This is a genomic window from Pullulanibacillus sp. KACC 23026 (assembly GCF_029094525.1).
In the GTDB taxonomy this organism is placed as follows: Bacteria; Bacillota; Bacilli; order Bacillales; family Sporolactobacillaceae; genus KACC-23026.
Window position 1 is genome coordinate 1,463,268 of the sequence record NZ_CP119107.1, and the last position, 26,034, is coordinate 1,489,301.

Below are 26,034 nucleotides of genomic sequence, written 5' to 3' on the forward strand. Positions count from 1 at the left end.
GACAGTGATAATCAGTTTAGCTCCAGTTTTTCTTATTTCAAAGCTGTTTTAAAGCTAGGGTCATGATCCTATTGGAATTGGGGACTATAAGGAAATGGTTAGCTCTATGAGATCCACTTGAGTGACTTTTCTCTGGCTGTCTCAAGGTGCAGGCATCCGTAAATTCGTTGTAAAAAGGATTTATGAGCACATTCAATTTTAATATTCAGACCTTTTTAGTTGATTCAGCCAAACTAAGAAGAGTAAATTAGTTTAATCTAACATATGCTTTAACAAAGGGTTTATATTTTTAACAGAGCTCTTTGGTGTGTTACAATCCGTACATAATCACATTTAGTTTTAAGTTTGGAGAGGTTTCTTTGGACTAAGAAAGGTGAATCGTGTATGCTAGAAAAAACGCTTCACCGATGAATAGACAGAAGGTAATAGGGGTGAAAACATATGTTCAAATTTAATGATGAAAAAGGGCAACTGAAATGCTCTTTTTGTGGAAAAACTCAAGACCAAGTTAGGAAACTGGTAGCAGGACCAGGTGTATATATTTGTGATGAATGTATTGAACTTTGCACCGAAATTGTGGAAGAAGAATTAGGAGCAGAGGAAGAGGTTGAGTTCAAAGATGTCCCTAAGCCTCAAGAAATTCGTGAAATATTAGAGGATTATGTGATTGGACAAGAAAGCGCTAAGAAGAACTTATCCGTAGCTGTATATAATCACTATAAGAGAATTAATGCGAAACAAAAAAGCGATGATGTAGAAATTGCAAAAAGTAATATTGTCATGATTGGGCCAACAGGAAGCGGAAAAACCTTGCTCGCTCAAACCCTTGCCAAAATTTTAAACGTGCCGTTTGCAATTGCAGATGCCACGTCTCTTACAGAAGCGGGCTATGTCGGTGAGGATGTTGAGAATATCCTTTTAAAATTAATCCAATCGGCTGATTATGATGTTGAAAAGGCTGAAAAAGGGATTATTTACATCGATGAAATTGACAAGATTGCCCGTAAATCTGAGAATCCGTCGATTACACGTGATGTTTCAGGTGAAGGGGTTCAGCAAGCCTTGCTTAAGATTCTAGAGGGGACTGTTGCAAGTGTTCCTCCTCAAGGCGGCAGAAAGCATCCGCATCAAGAATTCATTCAAATTGATACGACGAATATTCTATTTATTTGCGGCGGTGCCTTTGACGGCATTGAGCAAATTATTAAACGCCGACTTGGAAAAAAAGTCATTGGATTTGGTGCGATTGATCAACAAAAACAAGAGCTTTCTAAAGAAGATTACCTTAAAAGAGCTCTGCCTGAAGATTTGTTGAAATTTGGTCTAATCCCAGAATTCATTGGTCGTCTTCCAGTAGTCGCAACGCTTGAGCAACTAGATGAAGATGCACTCGTTGATATCTTAACTAAACCGCGTAACGCTTTAGTTAAGCAATATAGTAAGCTTCTTGAACTGGATGGCGTCGCTCTTGAATTTGAAGAAGCTGCCCTTCGTTCCATTGCCAAGCTTGCTATTGAACGTAAAACAGGTGCTCGAGGTTTACGCTCCATTATTGAGGGGATTATGCTCGATGTGATGTATGATCTGCCATCTCGTGATGATGTTGAAAAATGTATTGTCACGGAAGATACAGTAGAGAAGAAGATCATGCCAACACTTGTTATGGATGATGGTACGGTTGTTAAAGGCGAAGAGCCAAAAGAAAGTGCCTGATTAAATAAATAAATGGAAAGCCTGTCTCCTGTAGGTTTGACTATGGGAGAGGGGCTTTTTTCTTTTATTTAATTCCATAAAATAACCTGTAAAAAACGTTTCTCCTGAAATAAAAAAGCCCAGTTTTTTATTTTTTTTGCTTTTTTGGGTTTCTGTCCTTAGCATAAATGTCTAATAGGCATAGGATGTTAATGTAATTAAACAGCTTTCAGGAGGTATACTAAATGGAAAATAAACCCACCCATCCACACCATGTTTATCATCCGCATCCTGTTCATCCGGTTCACCCAGTGCATCAAACTTATCCAATGAATTTGGATCTAAATATGGATTATGATCCTACAAAAGTAAACGTGGATTCTCACGACAAATTTACTTCTTTTGATTCGCACGATACGACTGTTGAACAATTCAATTTCGAGGAGAATTTTTATCCAAATACGATGACGCCGGCTAAAGCTCCTTATTCGGCTCCAGCTCATGCTCCGGCACCCGTTCAACATGCGCCTGCATGTCCACCGATGCCATGCCCACCGATGGCATGCCCGCCAACTTGTTTGCCAGAAAAAATGGATCCACCACAATTTGATCCACCTCAACAAAGCTTAACGACTGCTTATCAAAATGTTGTGATTCCGCATGTTCACCCATCTCACACAACACACAATATGCACACTCATTTTGTGCATCAACACTATTTCCCACATACGGAATCATGCTGTTTCTCGACAAGCTGTGAAGAGGTAGTCTGTGGTCCGCTTCCTCCTTGTCCTTGCCCGCCAATGCCAGGACCTGCTATGCACCACCCGCATCCTGCTTGGTAAGCAAAGACTTAAAAACCAGGTGAGAGTTTCTCACCTGGTTTTTTTATGGTTTGACAATAAAACCAATCATTGACTCACATTTTTTTGGCATCCTCACCTTCCTCTATCATGTTTAGTCAACAGGTCCATCGGAAATACTAACCGACAGAAGCACATTCGGGAGGTCATCGTATGAATTGGACAACTTTGCTTATCGTTGTACAGCTCTTTTTTGGTGTTATTATAGGTTTGTATTTCTGGAATTTGTTAAGAAACCAGCATACACAAAGGGTATCCATTGACAAGGAATCAAAAAAAGAGATGGAGCAGTTAAGAAAAATGAGAGCCATTTCGTTAACAGAGCCATTGTCAGAAAAGGTCCGGCCAAAGACGATGGATGATATTGTCGGACAATCGGATGGAATTCAGGCACTTCGGGCAGCTTTGTGTGGAAAAAATCCGCAGCACGTCTTGATTTATGGTCCTCCTGGCGTTGGGAAAACGGCAGCCGCCCGGTTAGTCTTAGAGGAGGCTAAAAAAAATTCGGATTCTCCTTTTAAGTCAACTTCTGTTTTTGTTGAATTAGATGCTACGACAGCACGATTTGATGAACGAGGAATTGCTGACCCTCTAATTGGAAGTGTTCATGATCCGATTTATCAAGGCGCAGGAGCAATGGGGCAGGCGGGTATCCCTCAACCTAAGCAGGGGGCGGTGAGTCATGCCCATGGGGGTGTCTTATTCATTGATGAGATTGGGGAGCTTCATCCGATTCAAATGAATAAATTATTAAAAGTGCTGGAAGATCGGAAAGTTTTTCTGGAAAGTGCCTATTATAGTGAAGAAAACCAACAAATTCCTGCTCATATTCATGATATTTTTAAAAATGGCTTACCAGCGGATTTTCGTCTTATTGGCGCCACAACGCGTTCGCCTGAAGAAATTCCGCCAGCTATTCGTTCGCGCTGTCTAGAAGTTTTCTTTAATGAATTAAAAAATAAAGACATCGAAATCATTGCCCGCCGAGCCGCTGATAAGCTTGGAATTGCGATTTCGAATGAGGGGATTCATAAAATGGCGACCTATGCAAGAAATGGTCGTGAGGTTGTTAATATGATGCAGATCGCAGCAGGTCTCGCGATGTCTAAGAAAAGACAGGAAATCAGCATAGCGGATATTGAATGGGTGATTCATTCCAGTCAACTTCAACCGAAACCAGAAAAGAAAGTGCATGATGAGCCGGTTGTCGGGCTTGTTAACGGATTAGCTGTATATGGACCGAATCGAGGAGCATTGCTTGAAATTGAAGTCACAGCAGCTAAAAGCCGAAAGGGAAGTCTGACGTTAACTGGAATTGTTGAGGAAGAGACAATGGGTTCTGAACAAAAATCCATTCGCCGTAAGAGCCTTGTCAAGAGCTCAGTGGAGAATGTTCTCACCGTTCTTCATAAGCTAGGCGTTCATTCTCATCAATATCATATTCATATTAATTTTCCAGGAGGCGCTCCTGTCGATGGGCCGTCCGCAGGAATAGCGATTGCAACAGGCGTATATTCCGCCATTAAAAATATCCCGATTGATCCAAAAATCGCAATGACAGGTGAATTGAGCATCCACGGTGCGGTTAAGCCAATAGGCGGTGTTTTAGCGAAAATTGAAGCGGCAAAAGAAGCGGGTGCAACACGAGTCATTATACCTGATGAGAATAAGCAGGCTTTATTGGAAGATATCGAGGGGATTGAAATTATAACAGTAAAACGATTGAGTGAAGTCCTTCAGTACGCTTTAGTTGGAGAAGAAGTGGAAGCTGAATCACAGCCTGCCCTCTCTCCATCAATGGATCTGCCTCCAGAATATGTTTGAAAAGTGTTTTACTAGCCAACCCACCCGGTTTAGGATAGAATTGTACAGAATCCGACGAATTTTGGAGGTGTTTTAGTGGATCCGATTCGAACAAGAACAATACCCCTCCTCCCATTGCGTGGGCTAATTATTTACCCAACCGTTGTTCTCCACCTTGATGTGGGACGTGAAAAGTCTGTCGAGGCACTCGAAAAAGTAATGATGAATGATCATCAAATCTTTCTCGCAGCACAAAAGGAAATCTCAATTGAAGAACCGGAAGCCGATGACATATACGAGATTGGAACCATTTCAACCGTTAAACAAATGTTAAAGCTTCCAAACGGAACGATACGCATTTTGGTAGAAGGTAATCAGCGCGCCCGAATTCAATCTTTTGAGAAAACGGACGGGCATTATGAAGTTGAAGTGGAACTTTTAGAGGAAGATGAGACGATTGATTTAGAAAAACAAGCCTTCATGCGCAAAGCTCTTGAACAGTTTGAAGGTTATATAAAACTTTCTAAAAAAATTACAGAAGAGACGCTGGCAACAGTCAGAGATATTGAAGAGCCAGGACGGTTAGCAGATATTATTTCTTCGCATCTTCCTTTAAAAGTCAAACAAAAACAAGAAATATTAGAAGCCGTTAATGTAGTCGAACGGTTAAGACTTGTTGTACAGATTTTAAACAATGAACAAGAAGTTCTTGGATTGGAAAAGAAAATTGGTCAACAAGTAAAGCGTTCTATGGAGCGTACGCAAAAAGAGTATTATCTTCGTGAGCAAATGAAGGCAATCCAGAAAGAACTCGGTGACCGTGATGGAAAAGAAGGTGAGGTAGAGGACCTTCGCGAAAAAATTGAAGCCTCTGATATGCCGGAGCAGGTAAGAGAGACAGCGTTAAAAGAACTCTCTCGCTATGAAAAAATTCCAGCCAGTTCTGCCGAAAGCGGTGTAATTCGCAATTATATTGATTGGTTACTTACTATCCCATGGAAGGCAGAAACAGAGGATAAGCTTGATATTCAACGTGCTCAAAAGATATTAGATGAGGCGCATTATGGACTTGAGAAGGTTAAAGAGCGCGTCTTGGAATATTTATCGGTTCAAAAGTTAACCCGCTCGTTAAAAGGGCCGATCCTGTGCTTAGTTGGCCCTCCTGGCGTTGGAAAAACATCGCTTGCCCGTTCTATTGCTCAGTCACTCGGCCGTCATTTTGTACGCGTTTCTTTAGGCGGTGTCCGAGATGAAGCTGAAATTCGCGGTCACAGAAGAACCTATGTTGGAGCGATGCCGGGGCGAATCATCCAAGGCATGAAAAAAGCCGAAACGATTAATCCTGTTTTTTTACTTGATGAAATTGACAAAATGTCAAATGATTTCAGAGGCGACCCGTCTGCGGCCATGCTTGAGGTGTTAGATCCTGAGCAAAACAACACGTTTAGTGATCATTATATTGAAGAGCCTTATGATCTGAGCAAAGTCATGTTCATTACAACAGCCAATACGGTTCAGACCATTCCGCAACCGCTTCTTGATCGGATGGAATTGATCAGCATTGCCGGGTACACAGAAGTAGAAAAGCAACATATTGCCTCTCAACACTTAATTCCTAGACAAATTGAGCTGCACGGTCTTAAGAAAGCACAATGCCGATTTAAAGAGGAAGGCATTTTATTTTTGATCCGCCGCTATACAAGAGAAGCGGGCGTTCGGAATTTAGAGAGGCGCATTGCTTCAATTTGCCGAAAAGCAGCCAAACTGATCGTAACGGGTGAAAAGAAACAAGTCACCATTTCGCCAAGTATGATTGAACAACTGCTTGGAAAGCCGCTTTATAGTTACGGCCAAGCTGAAACCGAAGATCAGGTAGGGGTGGCAACGGGGCTTGCCTATACCGCTTACGGTGGTGATACACTTTCCATTGAAGTTTCATTATTGCCTGGGAAAGGAAAGCTCACTCTTACTGGTAAATTAGGGGATGTGATGCAGGAATCGGCTCAGGCTGCCTTTAGCTATGTCAGATCTCGTGCAGAAGAATTAGGGATTGATAAAGATTTCTATGAGAAATATGACATACACATCCATGTTCCAGAAGGAGCCACACCTAAGGATGGTCCATCGGCTGGTATTACGATGGCGACCGCTCTTGTGTCAGCTTTAACAGGCCGACCGGTCAAAAAAGAAGTGGGCATGACAGGGGAAATCACCCTCCGAGGCCGAGTCCTACCTATTGGCGGGTTAAAAGAAAAGACACTCAGTGCACATCGAGCAGGTCTGACTACTATTGTCATCCCAAAAGAAAATGAAAGGGATCTAGACGATCTGCCGGAAAGTGTTAGAGAGGATCTTTCTTTCTATCCAGTGTCTCATTTAGATGAGGTATTAAAACATGCGTTAAGAGGTGACCAAGTATGAAAATTAACCGCGCCGATTTTGTGATAAGCGCGGTGAAGCCCGATCAATGGCCGAAAGACGGCTTGCCGGAGATCGCGCTAGCCGGTCGATCCAATGTAGGAAAATCATCCTTGATTAACACCTTATTGAATCGGAAGAACTTGGCTCGCACCTCACAAAGACCGGGTAAAACGCAAACACTTAATTATTTTATTATCAATGAATCCTTTTACTTTGTTGACGTTCCTGGCTATGGGTATGCGAAAGTTTCACAGGCTGAGCGAAAGGCCTGGATTCGCATGATTGAAACCTATCTGACAAAAAATCAACAACTTCGAGTGGTTGTACAGCTTGTTGATCTGCGTCATGCCCCATCTGCTGAAGATGTACAAATGTATCAATTTTTAAAACATTACGGTATTCCAGTGATCATCGTTACAACAAAGGCAGATAAAATTTCACGCGGCCAATACCAAAAGCATTTAAAAGTGGTTCGCGAAACCTTAAATAAAGATCCCGAAGATCCGATTGTCCTGTTCTCCTCTTTTAAAGGATTGGGCAAGGACGAACTGTGGCAGGCCATTCAACCCTATCTAGGAAGTTGATGGAAAACAGCCTAAAACTAAAAAAACTGTCGACTTCCTCCATTTAGGAGGTTTTGTCGACAGTCTAAAAGCTCCCCAAAACGGGAGCTTTTATTTTTTCTTATAGAAAAAGATTAGACCAATAATGATAATGATAAGCGGCCAATATTGGCTGAGTGACCCGACCTTATGTAGAAGTTGTCCATTTAGCCGATGAGAAAACAGTGGAAAAAGTGCGAATACAATGAGAATGATACCAAGTGAAAGGCCATTTTTCTTCACTTTGTAATAACGAATGAGAAATCCAATCCCCATTAACAATGGATAATAGGTCTCTGCCCGTGCCCACATCGGAAGAATTTCCGTCAAAAAAGGATGTGCACCAAATCCGATAAGAAGAAAGGCGGGAAAGAGTAGATCCCATTCCGGTGCCATCCAACCAAAAACAAAAAAGCAAAGGCCGAAAATAAGCAGAAGCTCAGGCCATTCCAGCCATTTATTATGAGTAAAGACATGCCAATGCTGAAGAAATAAAAAAAGCCCTGCCCCTATTAAAAGAAGGCCAGCAAGCGTCCTCTCTTTTTTAATAAGAACCCCTCCCAACAAAAACTAAACTATTAACTATCATAGCAAGCCCTTTACTTGAAGTCACGCTTCAAGTAAAGGGCTTGAGCATAACCCCATTCATTTAGCTAAAGGTTATGCGAACAGTCAGTTGGCAAAACCAGAGCGGCAAGGGGGGCTTGAGCATAACCCCATTCATTTAGCAAAAGGTTATGCGAACAGTTAGATGCCAAAACGGAGCAGAGAAGGCGGCAAGGGGGCATAACTATTAAATAGAGAATATTCTCGTTACACTAAAAAAGTTAGGCGTAGCGAGAATACGCGATCTGCCGCAAAACGAGCTATTTGCGAAGTTAGGTGTAATGAGAATACGCTACATGCTTCATCCGCTGATTTTAAGAAAGAAAGTAATGGTATTAATGAAAAGGACTCCCCTTCAAGCATCCTATTTGCAGTTAAACTAGGGAAGATTTAAACTAGTGAGGGTAAAGTAATAGTAGGTAATGGATGATCGTTTTAATTTAGTTAGTTCTCGCGTACCATTCAAAGGTTATTTAAATGGAACGCGAGAACCGTCCCCGCGTTTCGCGCGCGTTTCAGACCACCGCGCCTCAAGTGTGATTTTTATTACTAAAATGCGATGGGGTTTTGTGGTATACTGTTTATTGGATGTTTTGTTGAGTGGGTTGGTTTTTTGATCAATCCTTAATTATTTAGGAAGTCCTTATTTTGATTTATAAATAGATTATACTTTTAAAACATGGAGTGACCGTTATGCATATTTTGGTCGTTGGGTTGAATCATCGAACGGCACCTGTTCATATCCGGGAAAAGCTTGCTTTCCCAGAGTCTGAATTGGGACGTGCTCATGTTGAGTTAAGACAACAGAAAAGTATTTTTGAGAACGTCATTGTTTCTACGTGCAATCGGACAGAAATCTATGTTGTCACTGACCAAGTGCACACAGGCCGTTATTATACAAAACAATTCCTGATCAATTGGTTCAATGAAAGGCCGGAAGATATTGAACCTTATTTATTTGTGAAGGAAGGAAGAGAAGCGGTTGAACATCTTTTCCGTTTGACGTGCGGATTGGAATCGCTTGTCATTGGCGAGACTCAGATTCTTGGTCAGGTACGTTCTTCGTTTATGTTGGCTCAGTCCTCTGAGACAACAGGCACCTTTTTTAATGAACTGTTTAAGCAAGCCTTGACGGTTGCTAAACGAGCCCATTCTGAAACCTCAATTAATGAAAATGCTGTTTCGGTCAGCTATGCCGCTGTCGAGCTTGCCAATAAGATTTTTGGTCGTCTTGACGATAAGGAAATCTTGATCATTGGTGCGGGCAAGATGGGTGAATTGACGGCCAAACATTTAAAGAGCCATGGTGTTCCGAAAATCCGTGTCGTCAACCGCACATATGAGAAGGCAGAAGAGCTTGCTGCTCACTTCTCGGGTCAACCGCTGGAATGGACACGCATGGAATCCGCACTGAAAGAAACGGATATCGTCATTAGTTCAACAGGGGCAAAAGGATTAGTGTTGGACGCTGGAACTGTTCAGCAAGCAATGAAAGAGAGAAAAGGCAGACCTCTTTTCATTGTTGATATTGCCGTCCCTCGTGATATTGATCCGGAGATAAATAAAGTGGAAGGCGTTTTTCTATATGATATCGATGATCTCGAAGGTATTGTTGAAGCCAATATTCTTGAAAGACAAGAAGAAGCTCAAAAAATTGAAGCGTTGATTGTCTCTCAAATTGCGGCATTTGAACAATGGATCAAGACCCTTGGCGTTGTGCCGGCAATACAAGCGATACGTGAGAAGGCGCTTATGATTCAGGAGGATACGATGAAGAGTCTTGAACGGAAATTGGATCATCTGTCTGATCGCGATAAGAAACTCATCGGAAAGCATATGAAGAGTATTATTAACCAATTGTTAAGAGACCCTATCCAGCGAGCGAAAGAATTTGCCGACGAGAGAGAAGGACAGCTTAAGCTTGAAACGCTGATCCAGTTATTTGGTGTTGAAGAAGCCTATGAAAAGAAAGTGGCTGGAACTGCTTCAAACCTTGCAGAATCGAAACAACCTAATGCCGAGGGGCAAAAGGTTAGATGGAATGAAGCGGCGATTAACTCCTAGAAAGGAGTTCAGGCATGTTGTTAAATCTACTTTATGACACAACAATCAGCCTTTACACCTTATGCATTTCTTGCTTTTTTATAGATTTTGTTCAGACCAACCGGAGGGTACATGAAATGGCCTTCTGGTTGCTTTCTATTGTTTGGGTCTTGCAGGTGGGGATCTTCTTTCTGAAATATGAAGAATTAGGGGAATTTCCCATCGTCACCTTAACGGATGGTCTGTTCTTTTTAACTTGGTTTCTTGTTACGGTCACGCTCGTTTTGGATCGATTTTATGAACTTGACCTTATCATTTCTTTTTCTAATTTGGCCGGCTTTATTCTCATGGCCATCAGTCTTTTCAAGCCGGACAGGCGTGCTCCAGAGTTAATCAACAGTCATTTAATGTCGGACTTGCTGATTATCCATATTACAATTGCGCTTATTGCTTATGCTTTCTTTACTCTTTCATTCGTGCTGTCTATGATGTATATGGTGGAGTATTCTTGGTTGAAAAAGAAGAAATGGAATCGGCAGCTCACTCGCTTTGGAAGTCTTTCAATGCTTGAGAAAGGCGCTTTTTATTGCAATTTGTGTGGAGTTCCCTTATTGTTTGTGAGTTTAATCCTTGGGGTCATTCGAGCATCAGCTGCCCTTCCTAACTTCAGCTGGCTCGATCCAAAAGTGATTACCTCTTTCATTATATTAGGGGTTTATGGCTATTATCTTTATCAGAAATTAGGCAAGAATGTATATGGAAGACCCCTTGTTTTTTGGAACACAACGGCTTTTCTTTTAATACTAATCAACGTATTTTTATCACAAACGATTACGAGTTTCCATCTATGGTAATAGGAGGTAGGATATGAGAACTATTCGAGTAGGCTCACGAAAAAGTCAATTGGCTCTTACTCAGACTAATTGGGTGATGGACCAGCTTAAAGCGAAGCATTCTGATTTGAATTTCGAACTCAAACATATTGTAACTAAAGGTGATAAAATTCTGGATGTGACGCTGTCAAAAGTAGGAGGCAAAGGCTTATTTGTTAAAGAAATTGAACAAGCACTCTATGATAAAGAGATTGATTTTGCGGTACATAGCATGAAGGACATGCCTGCTGAGCTTCCTCCAGGACTCACCATTGCCTGCATTCCTGTTCGTGAAAACCCGTTTGATGTCATCATTACGAAGGATAACCGCTCTCTTGCCGAATTACCTGAAGGGGCGGTTGTTGGAACAAGCAGTCTTCGCCGACAAAGCCAGTTGCTTGCCATAAGACCGGACCTGGAAATTGAATCGATTCGTGGGAATATTGATTCCCGATTAAGAAAACTTGAAGAAGGACCGTTTGATGCGATTGTGTTAGCGGCGGCCGGGCTTGAACGAATGGGCTGGTCTGACCGGGTGAAGAAAGAGGTGCTTGAAGCGGAAACGATGCTCCCAGCTGTGGGCCAAGGTGCCTTAGCGATTGAATGCCGCTCGGATGACGAGGAACTGCTTGCCTTGTTAAAAAGTATTCACGATGAAGAAACGGCTCAAGCGGTTCAGGCTGAGCGAGGGTTCTTAGGGGCACTTGAAGGCGGCTGCCAAGTTCCGATTGCGGCTTTTGCACAATTGCAGTCATCAGGAACTATCCAGTTGTCAGGACTCGTTGCGACACCGGATGGTCAAACTGTCATAGCTGGTCAGGCAGAAGGTAGTGATCCATTAGCTCTTGGTGAAGGTCTTGCCAATGACTTAAAGGAGAGAGGCGCCAAAGCTATTCTTGATTCTGTTAAAGAGGAATTGAACCAATAATGAACAAGGCTTCTGCACTTTTGGGCCGCCGTCTGTTAATTACGCGTGATGGGGCTTCTGCTATGGCCATGGCAAAAGTGGTGGAGTCCTATGGAGGGATTCCTTACCTTGCACCTGTTTTGTCGTTTAAGCAAGCTTTATTAGGTGAGGCTGACATTCACGCAATTATGGAGCAGGATTGGCTTGTTTTTACAAGTGCTAATGGAGTTCGGTCTTTTTTTGACCAAATAAAAGAGAGGTCGTCTATCGGTTTTCCTAGGATTGCAGTTGTCGGAAGCAAGACGGCTGAAGCCCTTAACCAATATGGTCTAAAGGCCGATCTCATGCCATCTGATTTTACGGCTCGTGCCTTAGCGACTGCTTTTTCTGAATTGCCCGAGGGACAGAAACTAGCCATTTTAAAAGGACAGCTTGCCAAGGAGTCACTGGAAGAGTCTTTGAAAGAACAGGGGCACTTGGTCTCGAGCTATATCGTTTATCATACGGTTCCCAATTACGAAGGTAAATCGGATTTGCAAAGGGTTTTAAAGGAACATCCTATCGATGTCCTGACATTAACAAGTCCGTCTTCGCTTGCCTTTTTTCTTGAACTTTCTGGCTATACGGTTAATGATCCATTCTTTGACCGCGTCTTGCTTGGATGCATTGGACCAGAAACCAAGAAATTTGCTTTGGAACAAGGGTTTAGCCATGTTATAATGCCAAACCAATATACTGTAAAAGCACTTATTGAAGCAATAGCTGCTTATTATTTGGAGGGATCATCATGTCAACATTAAATTTTGACCGTCATAGAAGGTTGCGTCGGACACCGACTCTGCGCCGCATGATTCGAGAAACTCAAGTGACGGTGGATGACTTTATTTATCCCGTGTTCGCGGTTGAAGGAGAAGGGGTTCGAAACGAAATCTCTTCGATGCCAGGCGTCTTTCAGTTCTCTTTAGACACACTCGTGAAAGAAATGGAAGAAGTCGTTTCTCTTGGTATACCTTCTGTTATGGTGTTTGGTATTCCAAGTGAAAAAGATGCAGTGGGTTCAGGCGCCTACCACACTCATGGAATTGTGCAGAAAGCCATTCGAGTGATTAAAGAAAACTTTCCTGAACTCGTTGTCATTGCCGACACTTGTTTGTGTGAGTATACCGACCATGGTCATTGCGGGGTTATTCAAGGTGACCAAGTTTTAAATGATGAGAGCTTAAGCTTACTTGCAAAAACCGCTGTTTCACAAGCTGAAGCAGGGGCTGACATTATTGCCCCTTCCAATATGATGGATGGATTTGTGGCAGCTATTCGTAAAGAGCTGGATGAAGCAGGCTTTGAAGAGATTCCGATCATGTCTTATGCGGTGAAATATTCCTCTGCCTTCTATGGACCATTTCGTGATGCAGCAGATAGTGCGCCGCAATTTGGAGATCGTAAATCGTATCAGATGGACCCGGCAAACAGAAGAGAGGCTTTCCGTGAAGCGGAATCCGACGTTCAGGAAGGCGCGGACTTTTTAATGGTGAAACCTGGCTTGTCTTATCTGGATATCCTTCGTGATATCAGTAATCTGTATGATCTGCCTCTTGTTACTTACAATGTGAGCGGGGAATATGCGATGGTCAAGGCGGCGGCCCAAAACGGCTGGATTGATGAAAAACAAACCGTTTTAGAAATTTTAACGAGCTTTAAGCGTGCTGGTGCTGATTTAATTTTGACTTATCACGCGAAAGAGGCAGCTCGTTGGTTGAAAGAAGGCTATAAGTCATGATGAATATAAGTCGATCTGTTCAGGCGTTTGAAAAAGCGAAGAAAGTGATGCCCGGTGGGGTTAATTCACCGGTGAGAGCTTTTAAATCGGTGGATCTGTCACCTGTTTTTATAAAAGAAGGAAAAGGCTCACGGGTCACTGATATTGATGGAAATACGTACATTGACTATGTCTTATCATGGGGACCGCTTATTCTTGGCCATGCGCAACCAAATGTTGTACAAGCTATAAAAGAAACAGCGGAACGCGGGACAAGCTTTGGGGCGCCTAACTTGCTTGAAACCGAGCTTGCCGAATTGGTCATTGATCGCGTTCGCTCCATTGACGTTGTACGGATGGTGAACTCTGGAACGGAAGCAACGATGAGTGCGCTTCGTCTGGCTCGAGGGTTTACCGGCCGTGATAAAATTTTGAAGTTTGAAGGCTGTTACCATGGCCATGGAGATTCTCTTTTAATTAAGGCGGGTTCAGGTGTAGCGACATTAGGATTACCAGATAGTCCTGGAGTACCAAAGGGAATTGCGCAAAACACCATTACGGTTCCTTACAATGATCTTGATGGCGTGAAGTTTGCTTTTGAGAAGTTTGGTGAAGAAATTGCGGCAATTATCGTTGAACCTGTAGCAGGAAACATGGGGGTGGTTCCGCCTCTGCCAGGTTTCTTAGAGGGTCTTCGACAAATCACAGAAGAGTATGGTTCCCTTTTAATTTTTGATGAAGTCATGTCCGGTTTCCGAGTGGATTATTATTCAGCGCAAGGGCGTTTTGGGATTACTCCTGATTTGACTTGTCTCGGAAAAGTAATAGGCGGGGGACTCCCTGTAGGAGCATACGGTGGACGCCGCGATATTATGGAAAGAGTCGCACCGGCGGGTAACATCTATCAAGCAGGAACGTTGTCAGGCAATCCGCTCGCTATGGCGGCAGGGCTCGCTACACTTTCACAAGTGAAGCCTGAAGACTATAAAGGCTTTGAACAAAAAGCAACTCGTCTTGAAGAAGGGTATCTTGCCGCGGCAGAAAAGCACCGTGTTCCATTAACTGTTAACCGTATTGGTTCGATGATTGGCTTGTTCTTTACGGATAAACAGGTCATTAATTACGAAACAGCTAAATCAGCCAATTTAGATCACTTTACCTCTTATTTTAGAATGATGCTTGAGCAAGGCATTTCATTACCCCCTTCTCAATTTGAAGGCTTATTCCTCTCAACCGCTCATTCTATGGAAGATATCGAAGCAACCATTCAGGCAGCTGACTATGCCTTTTCAAAATTTTGATAGGTCAAAAATAGCGTTCACTACGGTGGACGCTATTTTTTACATTAAGAAAGCAGAAAATCGACGCAGGTAAAATTATAAGAAAAAAGGATACATGCAGCTAGGCTGTTTTCATAAATTTTATTGCTTTTTAGGCCCTTTTTAGGCGGGCAACCCGTGAGCGAGTAATGGCTTGTCGATATCACAATTGGGCTATTGGTTCAATCTTTTTTCTATTAAAAATAGAAAAGAGTCATGTTTGCTAGAAAGTGTGAATAGACTGAGGTTAAGGGAACCATTCGATGAGTAAGTGCTTATCGTTTTTTTGCTCTAAACTAGGAAGTTGACATAAAAACAGACGAGATTACATAAATCTGTATTATGAATAAGTGGAAAGGGTGAACGTAATGTCCCATGCCTCAAGCCAAAGTCTTCAATTTTCAATCGATGAAACCATTTGGTTAAGAAATGGATATGAAGCAGAGGAGATTTTATCCTTAGCTCTCGACCCCGATATCACAATAGAAGAAACATCTCAATATGTTGCTATAAGAGGCTCATTAAGATTGACCGGTGAATATAAGCCTGCGGTTCAGGATGAAGTGATTGAACGAACCGAAGACGTCTCCTACCGTGTGATTGACGAAATTATGGAAACAGAAGATGGGACGGCATATATGGAACACCATTTTCCAGTGGATATCACTATTCCGGCTAATCGTGTGAGGGCTATTGAAGATGTTTATGTCACTGTTGATTCATTGGACTATGTTCAACCGAATAAGGGGTGTCTGCAATTACAGGCAGATATTTCGATTTCTGGGTTAGTTAATCCCGACCTGCAGGCTATTGATTCACGTCAAGAGGAGAGCTATCAAGAAAAACAAGAGAATGCCTATGATCCACTAGACACGGTCAACTATGAAGCGTATCGAGAGCCTGATGAAGAGGAGCCAGCAAAAGCCCCGCAAATTGATTTTAAGGAACGTGAAGAGGAAGCAATAGAAGAACTCTCTTATCAAACGGATTTTGAAGAAGCAGCAGATGCTCAGGATGGCGTGTTATTCCAGACAGAGGATGAGGAGGAAGAAATCATCATCCCTGTGCGAAGTGAGAACATTCCAATGGAGAGTGAACCTGAAACCGAAACAGGGTTCAAACAATTTGAAACCCCTACTATGCAAGTAAATACAGGTTTGAAAAAGGGAACTGAGGCCGCTGGTGAAGAAAACAAGCAGCCGGCCGTTCAAGTTTCAGAATCGGCGCCTGCTGTGCCTTCAACACCAGCACCTGAACCTGAACAAACAGCTCCTATTGAAGAAAACGTCCCGTCAGTTGCGGAGGAAGTGGATCACCAAGAGTCCGTTGAAGAAAAACCAAAAATTAAACGACGTGATGAAAATGCCCTGTATCTCACTAAGATGCTGACGAGCGAAAATGAACAGTTTACAAAGGTGAAAATTTGCATTGTTCAAGAAGGGGATAACCTTGAAACAATCGCTAACCGATATAAAGTTCCGGTAACGAATATTTTAAGAAGGAATCAATTAAGCACAGAGAGCTTGGATGAAGGGCAAGTGTTATATATCCCGGTAAAGGGGTGAGTGATTTTGTCTCAGACCAATGCTTGGCGTGACCTCGATCTCGGTGGTCACGTTTCTTCTTTTTATAAGGAACCTCATGAAGAGATCCCTTCCTCGGTCTTTTCGGCGTATGAGTTAAATCCGCAGATGGTGAGGGTGATAAGTCATGGAAGAGTATGGTATATAGAGGATCAAGGCAACCAATACGCTTTAAAAAGAATCGCTTTAACCCATAATCAACTTCGACGTTTTCTATCCTTTTATCAAGCTTCAAGGCAGAGTCCGATTCAAACCCCTGCATTAATCCTGAATTCGAATGGTCAGCCTTATTCTATGGATGGCCGAGACATCTATTTCCTGACTGAGTGGTTATCCATCACGGACCGTGATCAATCGGATCAATGGGAAATGCTATGGGATACACTTGGGGATTGGCATCGATTAACCGCACAGAGCTTTGAATTAGAGGCGGCGTGGCGGGAGGCTTTTATAGAAAGATGTCTTGAAGTGTGGTCAGAGCAAGTGTTAAGCCTCGATTTATTTATGAATGATTGTGAACATCGCCTTTATCCATCTCCTTTTGAACAGCGCTTTATGGCGATCTTTTCTGAAATCCGTTCAGGTGCAGAAGAAGCCCACACACGCATGAAAAACTGGCAAGACCAATTATCTGAGAAAAAACAGATAAGGGTTGTCTCCTGTCATGGCAAACCATCCACCGCCCATCTTATTGTTTCGGGAAGACGCCGGAACTGGATCAGTACGGATCAATCAGGGATCGATCTGCCAGTCCGTGATCTACTGTGGTTGTTAAGATGGGGACAGACAACGGTTCACCCCGAAGCACTAAAAAGGGGATTTGATATTTATGAAACGATCTTTCCATTAGATGAGCATGAAAAGACCTTGCTCTCAGCTCATCTCTGTCAGCCGGCTTCACTAGTTCGCCTGCTTCATCAGTATAAGCAAAGTCGAAAGAGTCAGCTTGATGAGCGAGGCATGACCATTAATCTTGAAAAAGCTTATCATCACTGGGGGCGAACTTGGCAGGCTACTCGGCCACTGTTGGATAACAAGCCACAATCACCGAGTGAATCAGATGAAAAAACGGGGAAGGACTGAGATGAGACGCTAACGAATTGGCTCTGTTAATCGGCAACATTGCCACCTAAAAAAACAGCTTGACCATTGTAGGTGTCAACGTGTTAATGACTAGGTTGATTTTTTAATAAGGCAAGTAATTGAGATAACCAGAAATAAGCGGAAGATTTCCGGTTAAACAGCAGAATCGAGCTCAGATGCGGGAATATAAGCGGAGTTTTTCCGGTTAAGCAGGGCAAAAGGACTCCGATCCACGCTTTCTAGAGTCAATAGCCGGAAAATCTCCGTCTATTTTAGCTGTTTTCAGTGGGATTTCCTAATTAAGAGAAAATTCTCCGCTTATTTATCAACTCCTCTTTAACATCGCCTATTAAAGATAAAAGCTTGGGAAATATCCCAAGCTTTTATCTATTATATAGGGGACAGACCTCTACTGAAAGAATAACAACTTGGCAGAGGTCTGTCCCCACCCATCAAGAAAGAATAACGGCTTGGCAGAGGTCTGTCCCCGTCCAAGATCCTTAAATCCAGCTTCTCAAGAAACAAATGTAGAGGGCAATCATCACTATGAACAGAATAATATCAAATGTCGTTGGGAAGAAGAGCATTCGAAGCCCTTGAAAAACGGCTAATGGCAGGATAAAAAGTTCGATCCCATCGCGAATCGCTCTGATCCAAGGGGGCAATCGGTATTTGTTATATCTCCAGCGATTAAACAAATCAACACCTCCCGTTCGGTGGTCGTGAAGGTCTTTTTCGAACCCTGAGCGTGTACATCAGAACCAATTAGTATTATTTTATGTGAACATGGGCTAATCGTGCACTCTTATTTGTCCTTATCCAATAACTCTTTTTAACGATTTGACATTCGGAAAAGATACTCGTAAAATGAAATTACAAAACACAGGTGCGTGGATAGGGAAGAGTACAGATTGGCTGACTATTAGAGAGAGCAATTCACCGGCTGAAAGATTGCTTGAGTTAGCCATTTGGAAGGTCGCCCTTGAGCTGTTCCTTTGAACCCGAGCTTCGGCTCGCAGTAGAAGTGAACCGGTTGTTCCCGTTATCGAACAGAGAGTGTGTTTGGTTCATTCCAAGCGAACAAAGGTGGTACCGCGGAGCGTTCTTCGTCCTTTTATAGGGAGAAGAAGGCTTTTTTTATTGGCCTTTTTCTTGAAGAAGAAGGCAGCCCGAAGCGTTTCCTGTGGATATGGATAGGAGGAATAGTATGTCTGAGAAACCTGAATTGAAGGCCAAGTACGACCCGAATCAGACAGAGAGTAAATGGTATCAGATATGGAAGGATAAAGGATATTTTAAAGCAGGCGAAGATCCTTCCAAGACCCCTTATACGATTGTGATCCCACCGCCGAACGTAACGGGTAAGCTTCATCTGGGGCATGCCTGGGATACAACGATGCAGGATTTACTCATTCGTTTTAAGCGGATGCAAGGGTATGATGCGCTTTACTTGCCTGGGATGGACCATGCCGGTATCGCAACACAGGCTAAGGTCGATGCGAAGCTCCGTGAGCAGGGAACAAACCGTTATGAGCTCGGTCGCGAGAAATTTTTGGAAGTTTCTTGGGAATGGAAGGAAGAATACGCTGAATTTATTCGCAACCAATGGGCAAAGATGGGTCTTTCCCTCGATTACAGCCGCGAGCGCTTTACATTAGATGAAGGGTTATCTAAAGCGGTTCGTGAAGTGTTCGTCCGGCTTTATGAAAAAGGATTAATCTATCGCGGTGAATATATTATCAACTGGGACCCTGCTACTAAAACGGCGCTTTCCGATATTGAAGTTATTTATAAAGAGGTTCAAGGTCATCTCTATCATCTGCGTTATCCATTAGCCGACGGATCGGGCTTTATTGAGGTAGCAACCACACGGCCGGAGACGATGCTTGGTGATACAGCCATCGCCGTTCATCCAGATGACGAGCGCTACAAAGAGGTAGTCGGCAAAACGGCTATTTTACCTATCGTCGGCCGTGAAATACCAATTGTAGCTGATGATTACGTCGATAGAGAGTTTGGGTCTGGCGCAGTCAAAATTACGCCTGCTCATGATCCGAATGATTTTGAACTTGGTAATCGCCATAACCTTGAACGAATTTTGGTTTTGGATGAATCTGGGACGATGAATGAAAATGCCGGCAGTTATCAAGGCCTTGACCGATTCGAATGCCGTAAGAAGATTGTTAAGGATCTAGAAGAAGCAGGTGTTTTAGTTAAAATTGAAGACATCATGCACTCGGTTGGTCACTCGGAACGCAGCGATGCGGTCGTTGAGCCTTATTTGTCTACTCAGTGGTTTGTTAAAATGGCACCTCTAGCTGAACGATCAGTGAACATTCAGAAGCAGCATGGAGAAGAAGCGGTTCATTTCGTTCCAGAACGCTTTGAAAATACGTATTTCAATTGGATGGAGAACATTCGCGATTGGTGTATCTCTCGTCAGCTCTGGTGGGGACATCGTATTCCAGCTTGGTACCATAAAGAAACAGGCGAGGTTTATGTCGGAATGGAAGAACCGGCGAATCCTGAAGAGTGGAATCAAGATGAGGATGTTCTGGATACTTGGTTCAGCTCAGCTCTTTGGCCATTCTCGACGCTCGGATGGCCAGATGAAGAGTCGGCGGATCTTAACCGGTATTTCCCAACGGACGTCCTGGTTACAGGCTACGATATCATCTTCTTCTGGGTTGCTCGTATGATCTTCCAATCCATTGAATTTACTGACCGCAAACCTTTTAAAGATGTCTTGCTCCACGGGCTTATTCGTGACGCAGAGGGTCGTAAAATGAGTAAATCGCTAGGCAATGGGATTGACCCAATGGATGTGATTGATAAATACGGTGCAGATGCCTTAAGATATACGATTGCTACAGGTACAACACCGGGGCAGGATCAACGCTTCCAATGGGAAAAAGTAGAAGCAAGCTGGAATTTTGCCAATAAGATTTGGAATGCCTCTCGTTTTCTCATCATGAATCTAGGTGACATGACTTATGATGAAATTTCTTTAGAGGGTGAAAAATCGGTGGCAGATCGTTGGATTTTGTCTCGGTTGAATACGACGATCGAAGCGGTCACTCAACAGATTGAGAAATATGATTTTGGAGAAGCTGGTCGAAAGCTTTATTCCTTTATTTGGGATGATTTCTGCGATTGGTACATTGAAATGGCAAAAATCGCTCTTTATGGGGAGAATGTAGCAGCCAAACAGACAACCAAATCCGTATTGGTCCATGTTTTGGATCAGACACTCAGATTGCTTCATCCATTTATGCCGTTTGTTACAGAAGAAATTTGGCAGTATCTTCCACATCAAGGAGAAACGATCCTAAAAGCTGAATGGCCGACAAGCCACTCTGAACTGGCAGATGAAGAAGCTGATAAAACGATGCAGCTGCTTCAGAATATAATCAAAGCCGTTCGAAATACGCGTGCTGAAAAGAATGTAGCACCTAGTAAAAAAATTGATATCCAAATTAAACCGGCAAGCGCTGTTGAGCTAGCGCTTCTTGAAGAAAACCGAATGTATTTGGAGCGTTTCTGTAACCCAGAAACGTTGACTCTTGCAGAAGGGTTACCCGCCCCTGAACAATCGATTAGCATTGTTGTAACGGGTGCAGAGCTTTATTTGCCGCTTGCGGGTTTGATCAATTTTGAAGAAGAAATCGCGCGCTTAAAGCAAGAACTTAAGAAATGGGAATCTGAAGTAGAGCGGGTGCAAAAGAAGCTTTCCAATCAAGGCTTCATGGCTAAAGCTCCAGAAGCAGTTGTTCAAGCTGAGCGTGAAAAAGAAACAGATTACTTGGCAAAACGTGATAAAGTACAAGAACGCCTGAATGAACTACAAAATTAACAACTAGAATGGCAGGCTGATCAGCCTGCCATTTATAAGATTGGCGAAGGGGAAGACGACCAATGTTTAAAACTATAGATGAAACTTTAGATTGGATTCACACCCATCTACCGCACGGAATTAAGCCTGGGCTTTCTCGGATGGAATGGGTGATGGACAAGCTTGGCCATCCAGAGCGCACGATTCGAGCCATTCATGTTGGAGGAACGAATGGAAAAGGGTCAACCGTTTCGTTTTTAAGAAGCGTCTTAATGGAGACATTTGAAGAAGTAGGCACCTTCACGTCTCCTTATATTGTTAGCTTCAATGAGAGAATAGCGGTCAATAACCAGCCAATTTCAGATGAGGACTTGGTAAAAGCGGCTAATATGATTTATCCATTTGCAGAGGAACTTGGCAAAAGTGATCTCGGCTATCCAACTGAATTTGAAGTGATTACGATGATCAGCCTTGTTTATTTTTCGAGAATTCATCCCTGTGATGTGGTGATCTATGAGGTCGGTCTAGGCGGTCGTCTAGATTCAACCAATATTATTTATCCGCTCGTTTCCGTTATTACCAATGTGGGGATTGACCATGTCGCTCAACTTGGAGGGACGATCACTGAAATTGCTTCTGAAAAGGCAGGAATTATAAAGTCTGGAACACCGATTGTCACAACGGCCGAGCATCCTGATGCCTTAAAAGTAATCCAAGAGAAGGCAACTCAAATGAAAGCGAAGCTCTATCAGTTGGGTCAACACTTTGAGGTTGTTCAAGAATCTTCAAGTGCGGCCTATGAAGAATTTCATTTCAAAAGCCTTTATTGGAACTTCAGCGGTTTAAAGAGTTCGCTTAGAGGTCCGCATCAAATTAAAAATGCCTCGGCAGCTCTTAAAGCCTTAGAGATCCTTTCTACTTTTTATGCCTTTCCAATTGAGGAAGAGGCGATCCGGCTGGGACTCTCAAAAACGGCCTGGCCAGGACGTTTTGAAACCGTATCGACAAATCCGTTGATCTTTTTAGATGGTGCGCATAATGAAGAAGGCGTCAAAGCGTTAGTGAAAACCATTAACGAAACGTATCCGGATAAAACGGTCCATCTGTTATTTGCAACCCTAAAGGATCGTAATAACGAGTCCATTCTTCAGCATCTCCAGACCATTTCTGAACACATTACCTTTACAACCTTTGATTTTAAACGGGCTGAAAAAGCGGAGGAATTAGAGAAGTTAGGGGTAGAAGGAAAGGTTAGGCAAGATTGGAGAGCGGCTTTGGATGAATTGGCTGGAGGACTCGGTGCCGAAGAGCTTCTCTTAATCACGGGATCTCTCTATTTTATAGCTGAAGTCCGCCGCGAGTTAAAGAAATACCAAAAGGCTTAAAAATCTAAAAGCGCAGAATAACTGACATGTAAGACAAAAGCTTGGGGGGGTTCCCAAGCTTTTTCTTTAATAGCTTTTTTAATTTGATTAGACGGTGCAGCGGATTTGATAAACAAGCGGAGGAATTTCTCTTAATCTGGAACTAGCATTGAAGATAGCGTGAGGCCGGGCTAGAGCTTCTCAGATTTTTGGCTGACCTTTTATGATTTTTGAACAAGCTTCTCGGACTTTTTGGTGACCTTCTTGGATAAATGTTAAACCTTCTTGGATTTCGCTCTCCTGGATGAGGCCGGGAGAGAGGTTCTGTGATTTTTGGTTGACCTTTTAGGATTTTTGGCCAAGCTTCTCGGACTTTTTAGCGACCTTCTAGGATAAATGGCAAACCTTCTTGGATTTCGCGCTCCTGGATGAGGCCGGGTGAGAGCTTCTGTGATTTTTGGCTGACCTTTTAGGATTTTTGGCCAAGCTTCTCGGATTTTTTGGCGACCTTCTAGGATAAATGGGGAACCTTCTCAGATTTCGCTCCCTTGCAGGTGGGCAGAGTGAGAGCTTCTATGATTTTTGTGTCACCTTTTAGGATTTTTGACAAACCTTCTAAGATTTTTTAGTGACCTTCTAGGATAAATGGGTAACCTTCTATGATTTTGCTTCCTTACATGTGGGCCGGGAGAGAGGTTCTGTGATTTTTGGCTGACCTTTTAGGATTTTTGGCCAAGCTTCTCGGACTTTTTAGCGACCTTCTTGGATAAATGGGGAACCTTCTTGGATTTTGTGCTCTTGCGTGAGGCCGGGAGAGAGGTTCTGTGATTTTTGGCCAAGCTTCTCGGACTTTTTAGCGACCTTCTAGGATAAATGGGGAACCTTCTCAGATTTCGCTCCCTTGCAGGTGGGCCGAGTGAGAGCTTCTATGATTTTTGTGTCACCTTTTAGGATTTTTGACAAACCTTCTAAGATTTTTTAGTGACCTTCTAGGATAAATGGGTAACCTTCTATGATTTTGCTTCCTTACATGTGGGCCGGGTGAGAGCTTCTGTAATTTTTGGCTGACCTTTTAGGATTTTTGGCCAAGCTTCTCGGATTTTTTGGCGACCTTCTAGGATAAATGGCAAACCTTCTCGAATTTCGCGCTCTTGCGTGAGGCCGGGAGAGAGCTTCTGTGATTTTTGGCTGCCCTTTTAGGATTTTTGGCCAAGCTTCTCGGATTTTTTGGCGACCTTCTAGGATAAATGGCAAACCTTCTTGGATTTTGTGCTCTTGCGTGAGGCCGGGTGAGAGGTTCTGGTTACTCAACTACCTGTTCGGACTTTCTTAATCCAAAAAAAGTATAAAAATCTATTTATTTCTAATAAGAATATTGATAGAATAAAAATTAAAATGAGTTTTGTAAAAAATTCAGTATTTTAGTTAGGCTTTTTGTACAGGTTGAAGATCTGGTTAGATCCTATTTGAAACAAAATTCGAAACATTTTGTAAGGGGAGATTCTAGTGACCGAACAATCAAAACGACTGATGTGGGTATTATGGGTCCTCATATGGCCAATTTCTGTCATCTTGATTTTGTTGCATTCACAACCAGTCTCCAAACACGCTTATGTCTCGATTGTTTTGATGGGTCTCATGCTGATTTTAATTGCCGTTTCTTATTTTCGGGTCAATGGTACAGATATTTTCATTATTCAAAGTGTCTCGATGACCGTTTTTCTCTTGTTTGGTTTAGCGGCAGAACTGATCTTAACCCAAATTGGCGTTCTTTGTTATTTGGCTTCACTGCGCCTTACCAAGGATTATCACTTCCGATATCCGACTAATATGCTCATGTTTCTAGTCGTTTCGGTTGGTTCAGCAGGGTTTTATTATCTAATTGGCGGCCGTATCGGGATGGTAGGACCGGGGGAGCCCATGCAATTTCCGCAAATTATCGGCTATGCTTTTGCGGGATTTGCTCTTAATCATGTGACCTCTTATATAATTGGCAAAGTTCTTTATAAGGAATCTTCTTTTTTAGATAAATCTATCATTTGGGAATTGGTGACAACCCTTTTAACCTTGCCGATCAGCTTCATTTTTTATATTCTCTATTCGGAATACAGTGTTCGTTCCATTTTGATGGTGGCTATTCCTATGCTGACGCTGTCTGTTATTTTTCGTTTAATAAGCAGAGAAAGTCTCCTTAGTAAGCAGTTGAAAGAAACCAATGAAATTGGCCGTGAATTAAGTCAAACATTAGAAGTGAAATCCGTTTATAAGCATTTTTTTAAATCGCTTCATAGTGTCCTAGATATATCGGATACCTATTTGTTTGTCTTGGATGAGGCAGGCGGCTTAAGCGCTGTTCAACACTATGATAATCATGGTGAAGAAGGACCGATTAATCTTGATGTGTTTCCGCGCCCTGATTGCTCTTTCTATAAAAATAATCGGTTTAAGGCTTCGACTAAAAAACAATGGACGCCATTCCTTCAGTCCTTCTTGCCTGATACCGTTCATTCTGTCATGATGCTGCCTTTAAGCATGAACGATAATTTAGAGGGGATCATTATGTTGGGGAGTAAGCTCAAGTATGGGTATCAGAAACAGCATGAAATGATTTTTGAAATTATGACCCATTTTTTCAGTGTGGCTCTGAAAAATGCGGCTAACTATGAGAAGACGAAGATGGAAAGCGAACGAGATCCGTTAACCCATTTATATAATTATAGGTATTTTTCGCAACTGCTAGATAGTCGATTTAGCGCAGCGAATTCAGGTTCTTTTGCCATTATTATGCTGGATCTTGATCATTTCAAAGAAATTAATGATCAATTCGGACATGAGAGCGGGAATGAGATTCTTTTGCAGGTAGCTGAGCGCTTAAGAGAGGCTGTCAAACAAGATGGAGTCGTCGCAAGATATGGCGGCGAAGAATTCATCATATTGTTGGATCGGACCACTTCTGAAGGGGCCTATGTTTTTGCTGAATCTTTAAGAAAAAAGATAAGCAACCAATCGTTTATGATTAATCCCTTTAATCTTGACAGGCATGAGATGGCGATTCAAGTGACTGCCAGTATGGGAGTCGCAACAGCACCTGACCAAGGGAAGGACTCTGTTACACTCATCCGTAATGCGGACCGGGCCATGTATGCAGGGGCTAAGCAAAAGGGGCGAAATCGCGTGGCCGCATACTCCAGTTAAACCTCTCCGAAGAAGCGCATCGACAGTGAAGCTCAAATGTCTATGTGCTTCTCTCCTTCCCATTTATAAAATAGACAAGATGAAAGGCTAGGC

Annotated in this window: 18 protein-coding genes and 1 other annotated feature; of the genes, 16 read left to right on the plus strand and 2 right to left on the minus strand. The window is 42.7% G+C overall.

What is annotated here, in order from left to right; translation table 11 throughout:
* Positions 1-441: 441 nt before the first annotated feature.
* The 5 genes from clpX (at position 442) to yihA (ending at position 7,363) form a co-directional block, all read left to right on the plus strand.
* The gene (gene clpX / locus PU629_RS06585) at positions 442-1,713 is read left to right on the plus strand and encodes an ATP-dependent protease ATP-binding subunit ClpX (protein ID WP_275283493.1); all 1,272 of its coding nucleotides are present in this window, start codon (positions 442-444) and stop codon (positions 1,711-1,713) included.
* A gap of 224 nt (positions 1,714-1,937) precedes the next feature.
* A complete protein-coding gene (locus PU629_RS06590) occupies positions 1,938-2,537 on the plus strand; it encodes a CotD family spore coat protein (protein ID WP_275283494.1) in 600 nt (199 codons plus the stop codon).
* 171 nt (positions 2,538-2,708) lie between these two features.
* Complete coding sequence (lonB, locus tag PU629_RS06595) at positions 2,709-4,379, plus strand: ATP-dependent protease LonB (protein ID WP_275283495.1); 1,671 nt, start codon at positions 2,709-2,711, stop codon at positions 4,377-4,379.
* Between the two features lie 75 nt (positions 4,380-4,454).
* The gene (gene lon / locus PU629_RS06600; RefSeq protein ID WP_275283496.1) at positions 4,455-6,779 is read left to right on the plus strand and encodes an endopeptidase La; all 2,325 of its coding nucleotides are present in this window, start codon (positions 4,455-4,457) and stop codon (positions 6,777-6,779) included.
* Positions 6,776-7,363, plus strand: a complete 588-nt coding sequence (gene yihA / locus PU629_RS06605; RefSeq protein WP_275283497.1) for a ribosome biogenesis GTP-binding protein YihA/YsxC — start codon at positions 6,776-6,778, stop codon at positions 7,361-7,363. The genes lon and yihA overlap by 4 nt, the downstream gene beginning before the upstream one ends.
* 90 nt (positions 7,364-7,453) lie before the next feature.
* On the opposite strand, the gene PU629_RS06610 is transcribed toward yihA, so the two are convergent.
* A complete protein-coding gene (locus tag PU629_RS06610; RefSeq protein WP_275283498.1) occupies positions 7,454-7,948 on the minus strand; it encodes a hypothetical protein in 495 nt (164 codons plus the stop codon).
* 732 nt (positions 7,949-8,680) lie between these two features.
* On the opposite strand from PU629_RS06610, the gene hemA reads away from it, so the two are divergent.
* The 8 genes from hemA to PU629_RS06650 all read left to right on the plus strand — a co-directional run bounded on the left by hemA (position 8,681) and on the right by PU629_RS06650 (position 17,550).
* The gene (gene hemA / locus PU629_RS06615; RefSeq protein ID WP_275283499.1) at positions 8,681-10,051 is read left to right on the plus strand and encodes a glutamyl-tRNA reductase; all 1,371 of its coding nucleotides are present in this window, start codon (positions 8,681-8,683) and stop codon (positions 10,049-10,051) included.
* A 116-nt stretch (positions 10,052-10,167) separates the two neighbouring features.
* On the plus strand, positions 10,168-10,884 hold the full coding sequence (ccsA, locus tag PU629_RS06620) for a cytochrome c biogenesis protein CcsA (RefSeq protein WP_275283500.1): 717 nt from the start codon (positions 10,168-10,170) through the stop codon (positions 10,882-10,884).
* A gap of 13 nt (positions 10,885-10,897) precedes the next feature.
* Positions 10,898-11,830 carry a hydroxymethylbilane synthase gene (gene hemC / locus PU629_RS06625; protein WP_275283501.1) on the plus strand — a complete coding sequence of 311 codons (933 nt, stop codon included), beginning with the start codon at positions 10,898-10,900 and terminating at the stop codon, positions 11,828-11,830.
* Positions 11,830-12,609 (plus strand): uroporphyrinogen-III synthase, encoded by a 780-nt coding sequence (locus tag PU629_RS06630; protein WP_275283502.1) that lies wholly within the window; start codon positions 11,830-11,832, stop codon positions 12,607-12,609. Before hemC ends, PU629_RS06630 begins: the two co-directional genes overlap by 1 nt.
* Positions 12,597-13,586 carry a porphobilinogen synthase gene (gene hemB, locus PU629_RS06635; RefSeq protein ID WP_275283503.1) on the plus strand — a complete coding sequence of 330 codons (990 nt, stop codon included), beginning with the start codon at positions 12,597-12,599 and terminating at the stop codon, positions 13,584-13,586. The genes PU629_RS06630 and hemB overlap by 13 nt, the downstream gene beginning before the upstream one ends.
* Positions 13,583-14,866 carry a glutamate-1-semialdehyde 2,1-aminomutase gene (gene hemL, locus PU629_RS06640; protein WP_275283504.1) on the plus strand — a complete coding sequence of 428 codons (1,284 nt, stop codon included), beginning with the start codon at positions 13,583-13,585 and terminating at the stop codon, positions 14,864-14,866. The genes hemB and hemL overlap by 4 nt, the downstream gene beginning before the upstream one ends.
* Positions 14,867-15,252: 386 nt before the next feature.
* Positions 15,253-16,449: a stage VI sporulation protein D gene (gene spoVID / locus PU629_RS06645; protein WP_275283505.1), complete on the plus strand. Its 1,197-nt coding sequence runs from the start codon at positions 15,253-15,255 to the stop codon at positions 16,447-16,449.
* Between the two features lie 6 nt (positions 16,450-16,455).
* On the plus strand, positions 16,456-17,550 hold the full coding sequence (locus PU629_RS06650; RefSeq protein ID WP_275283506.1) for a phosphotransferase: 1,095 nt from the start codon (positions 16,456-16,458) through the stop codon (positions 17,548-17,550).
* A gap of 500 nt (positions 17,551-18,050) precedes the next feature.
* On the opposite strand, the gene PU629_RS06655 is transcribed toward PU629_RS06650, so the two are convergent.
* Positions 18,051-18,248: a hypothetical protein gene (locus PU629_RS06655; protein WP_275283507.1), complete on the minus strand. Its 198-nt coding sequence runs from the start codon at positions 18,246-18,248 to the stop codon at positions 18,051-18,053.
* Between the two features lie 184 nt (positions 18,249-18,432).
* Positions 18,433-18,667: a binding site (T-box leader), on the plus strand.
* A 90-nt stretch (positions 18,668-18,757) separates the two neighbouring features.
* Here PU629_RS06655 and PU629_RS06660 point away from each other — a divergent pair.
* From PU629_RS06660 to PU629_RS06670, 3 genes are all read left to right on the plus strand, one after another.
* Complete coding sequence (locus PU629_RS06660; protein WP_275283508.1) at positions 18,758-21,403, plus strand: valine--tRNA ligase; 2,646 nt, start codon at positions 18,758-18,760, stop codon at positions 21,401-21,403.
* A gap of 62 nt (positions 21,404-21,465) precedes the next feature.
* The gene (locus PU629_RS06665) at positions 21,466-22,767 is read left to right on the plus strand and encodes a bifunctional folylpolyglutamate synthase/dihydrofolate synthase (RefSeq protein WP_275283509.1); all 1,302 of its coding nucleotides are present in this window, start codon (positions 21,466-21,468) and stop codon (positions 22,765-22,767) included.
* A gap of 1,485 nt (positions 22,768-24,252) precedes the next feature.
* Positions 24,253-25,941: a sensor domain-containing diguanylate cyclase gene (locus PU629_RS06670; RefSeq protein WP_275283510.1), complete on the plus strand. Its 1,689-nt coding sequence runs from the start codon at positions 24,253-24,255 to the stop codon at positions 25,939-25,941.
* Positions 25,942-26,034 lie beyond the last annotated feature (93 nt).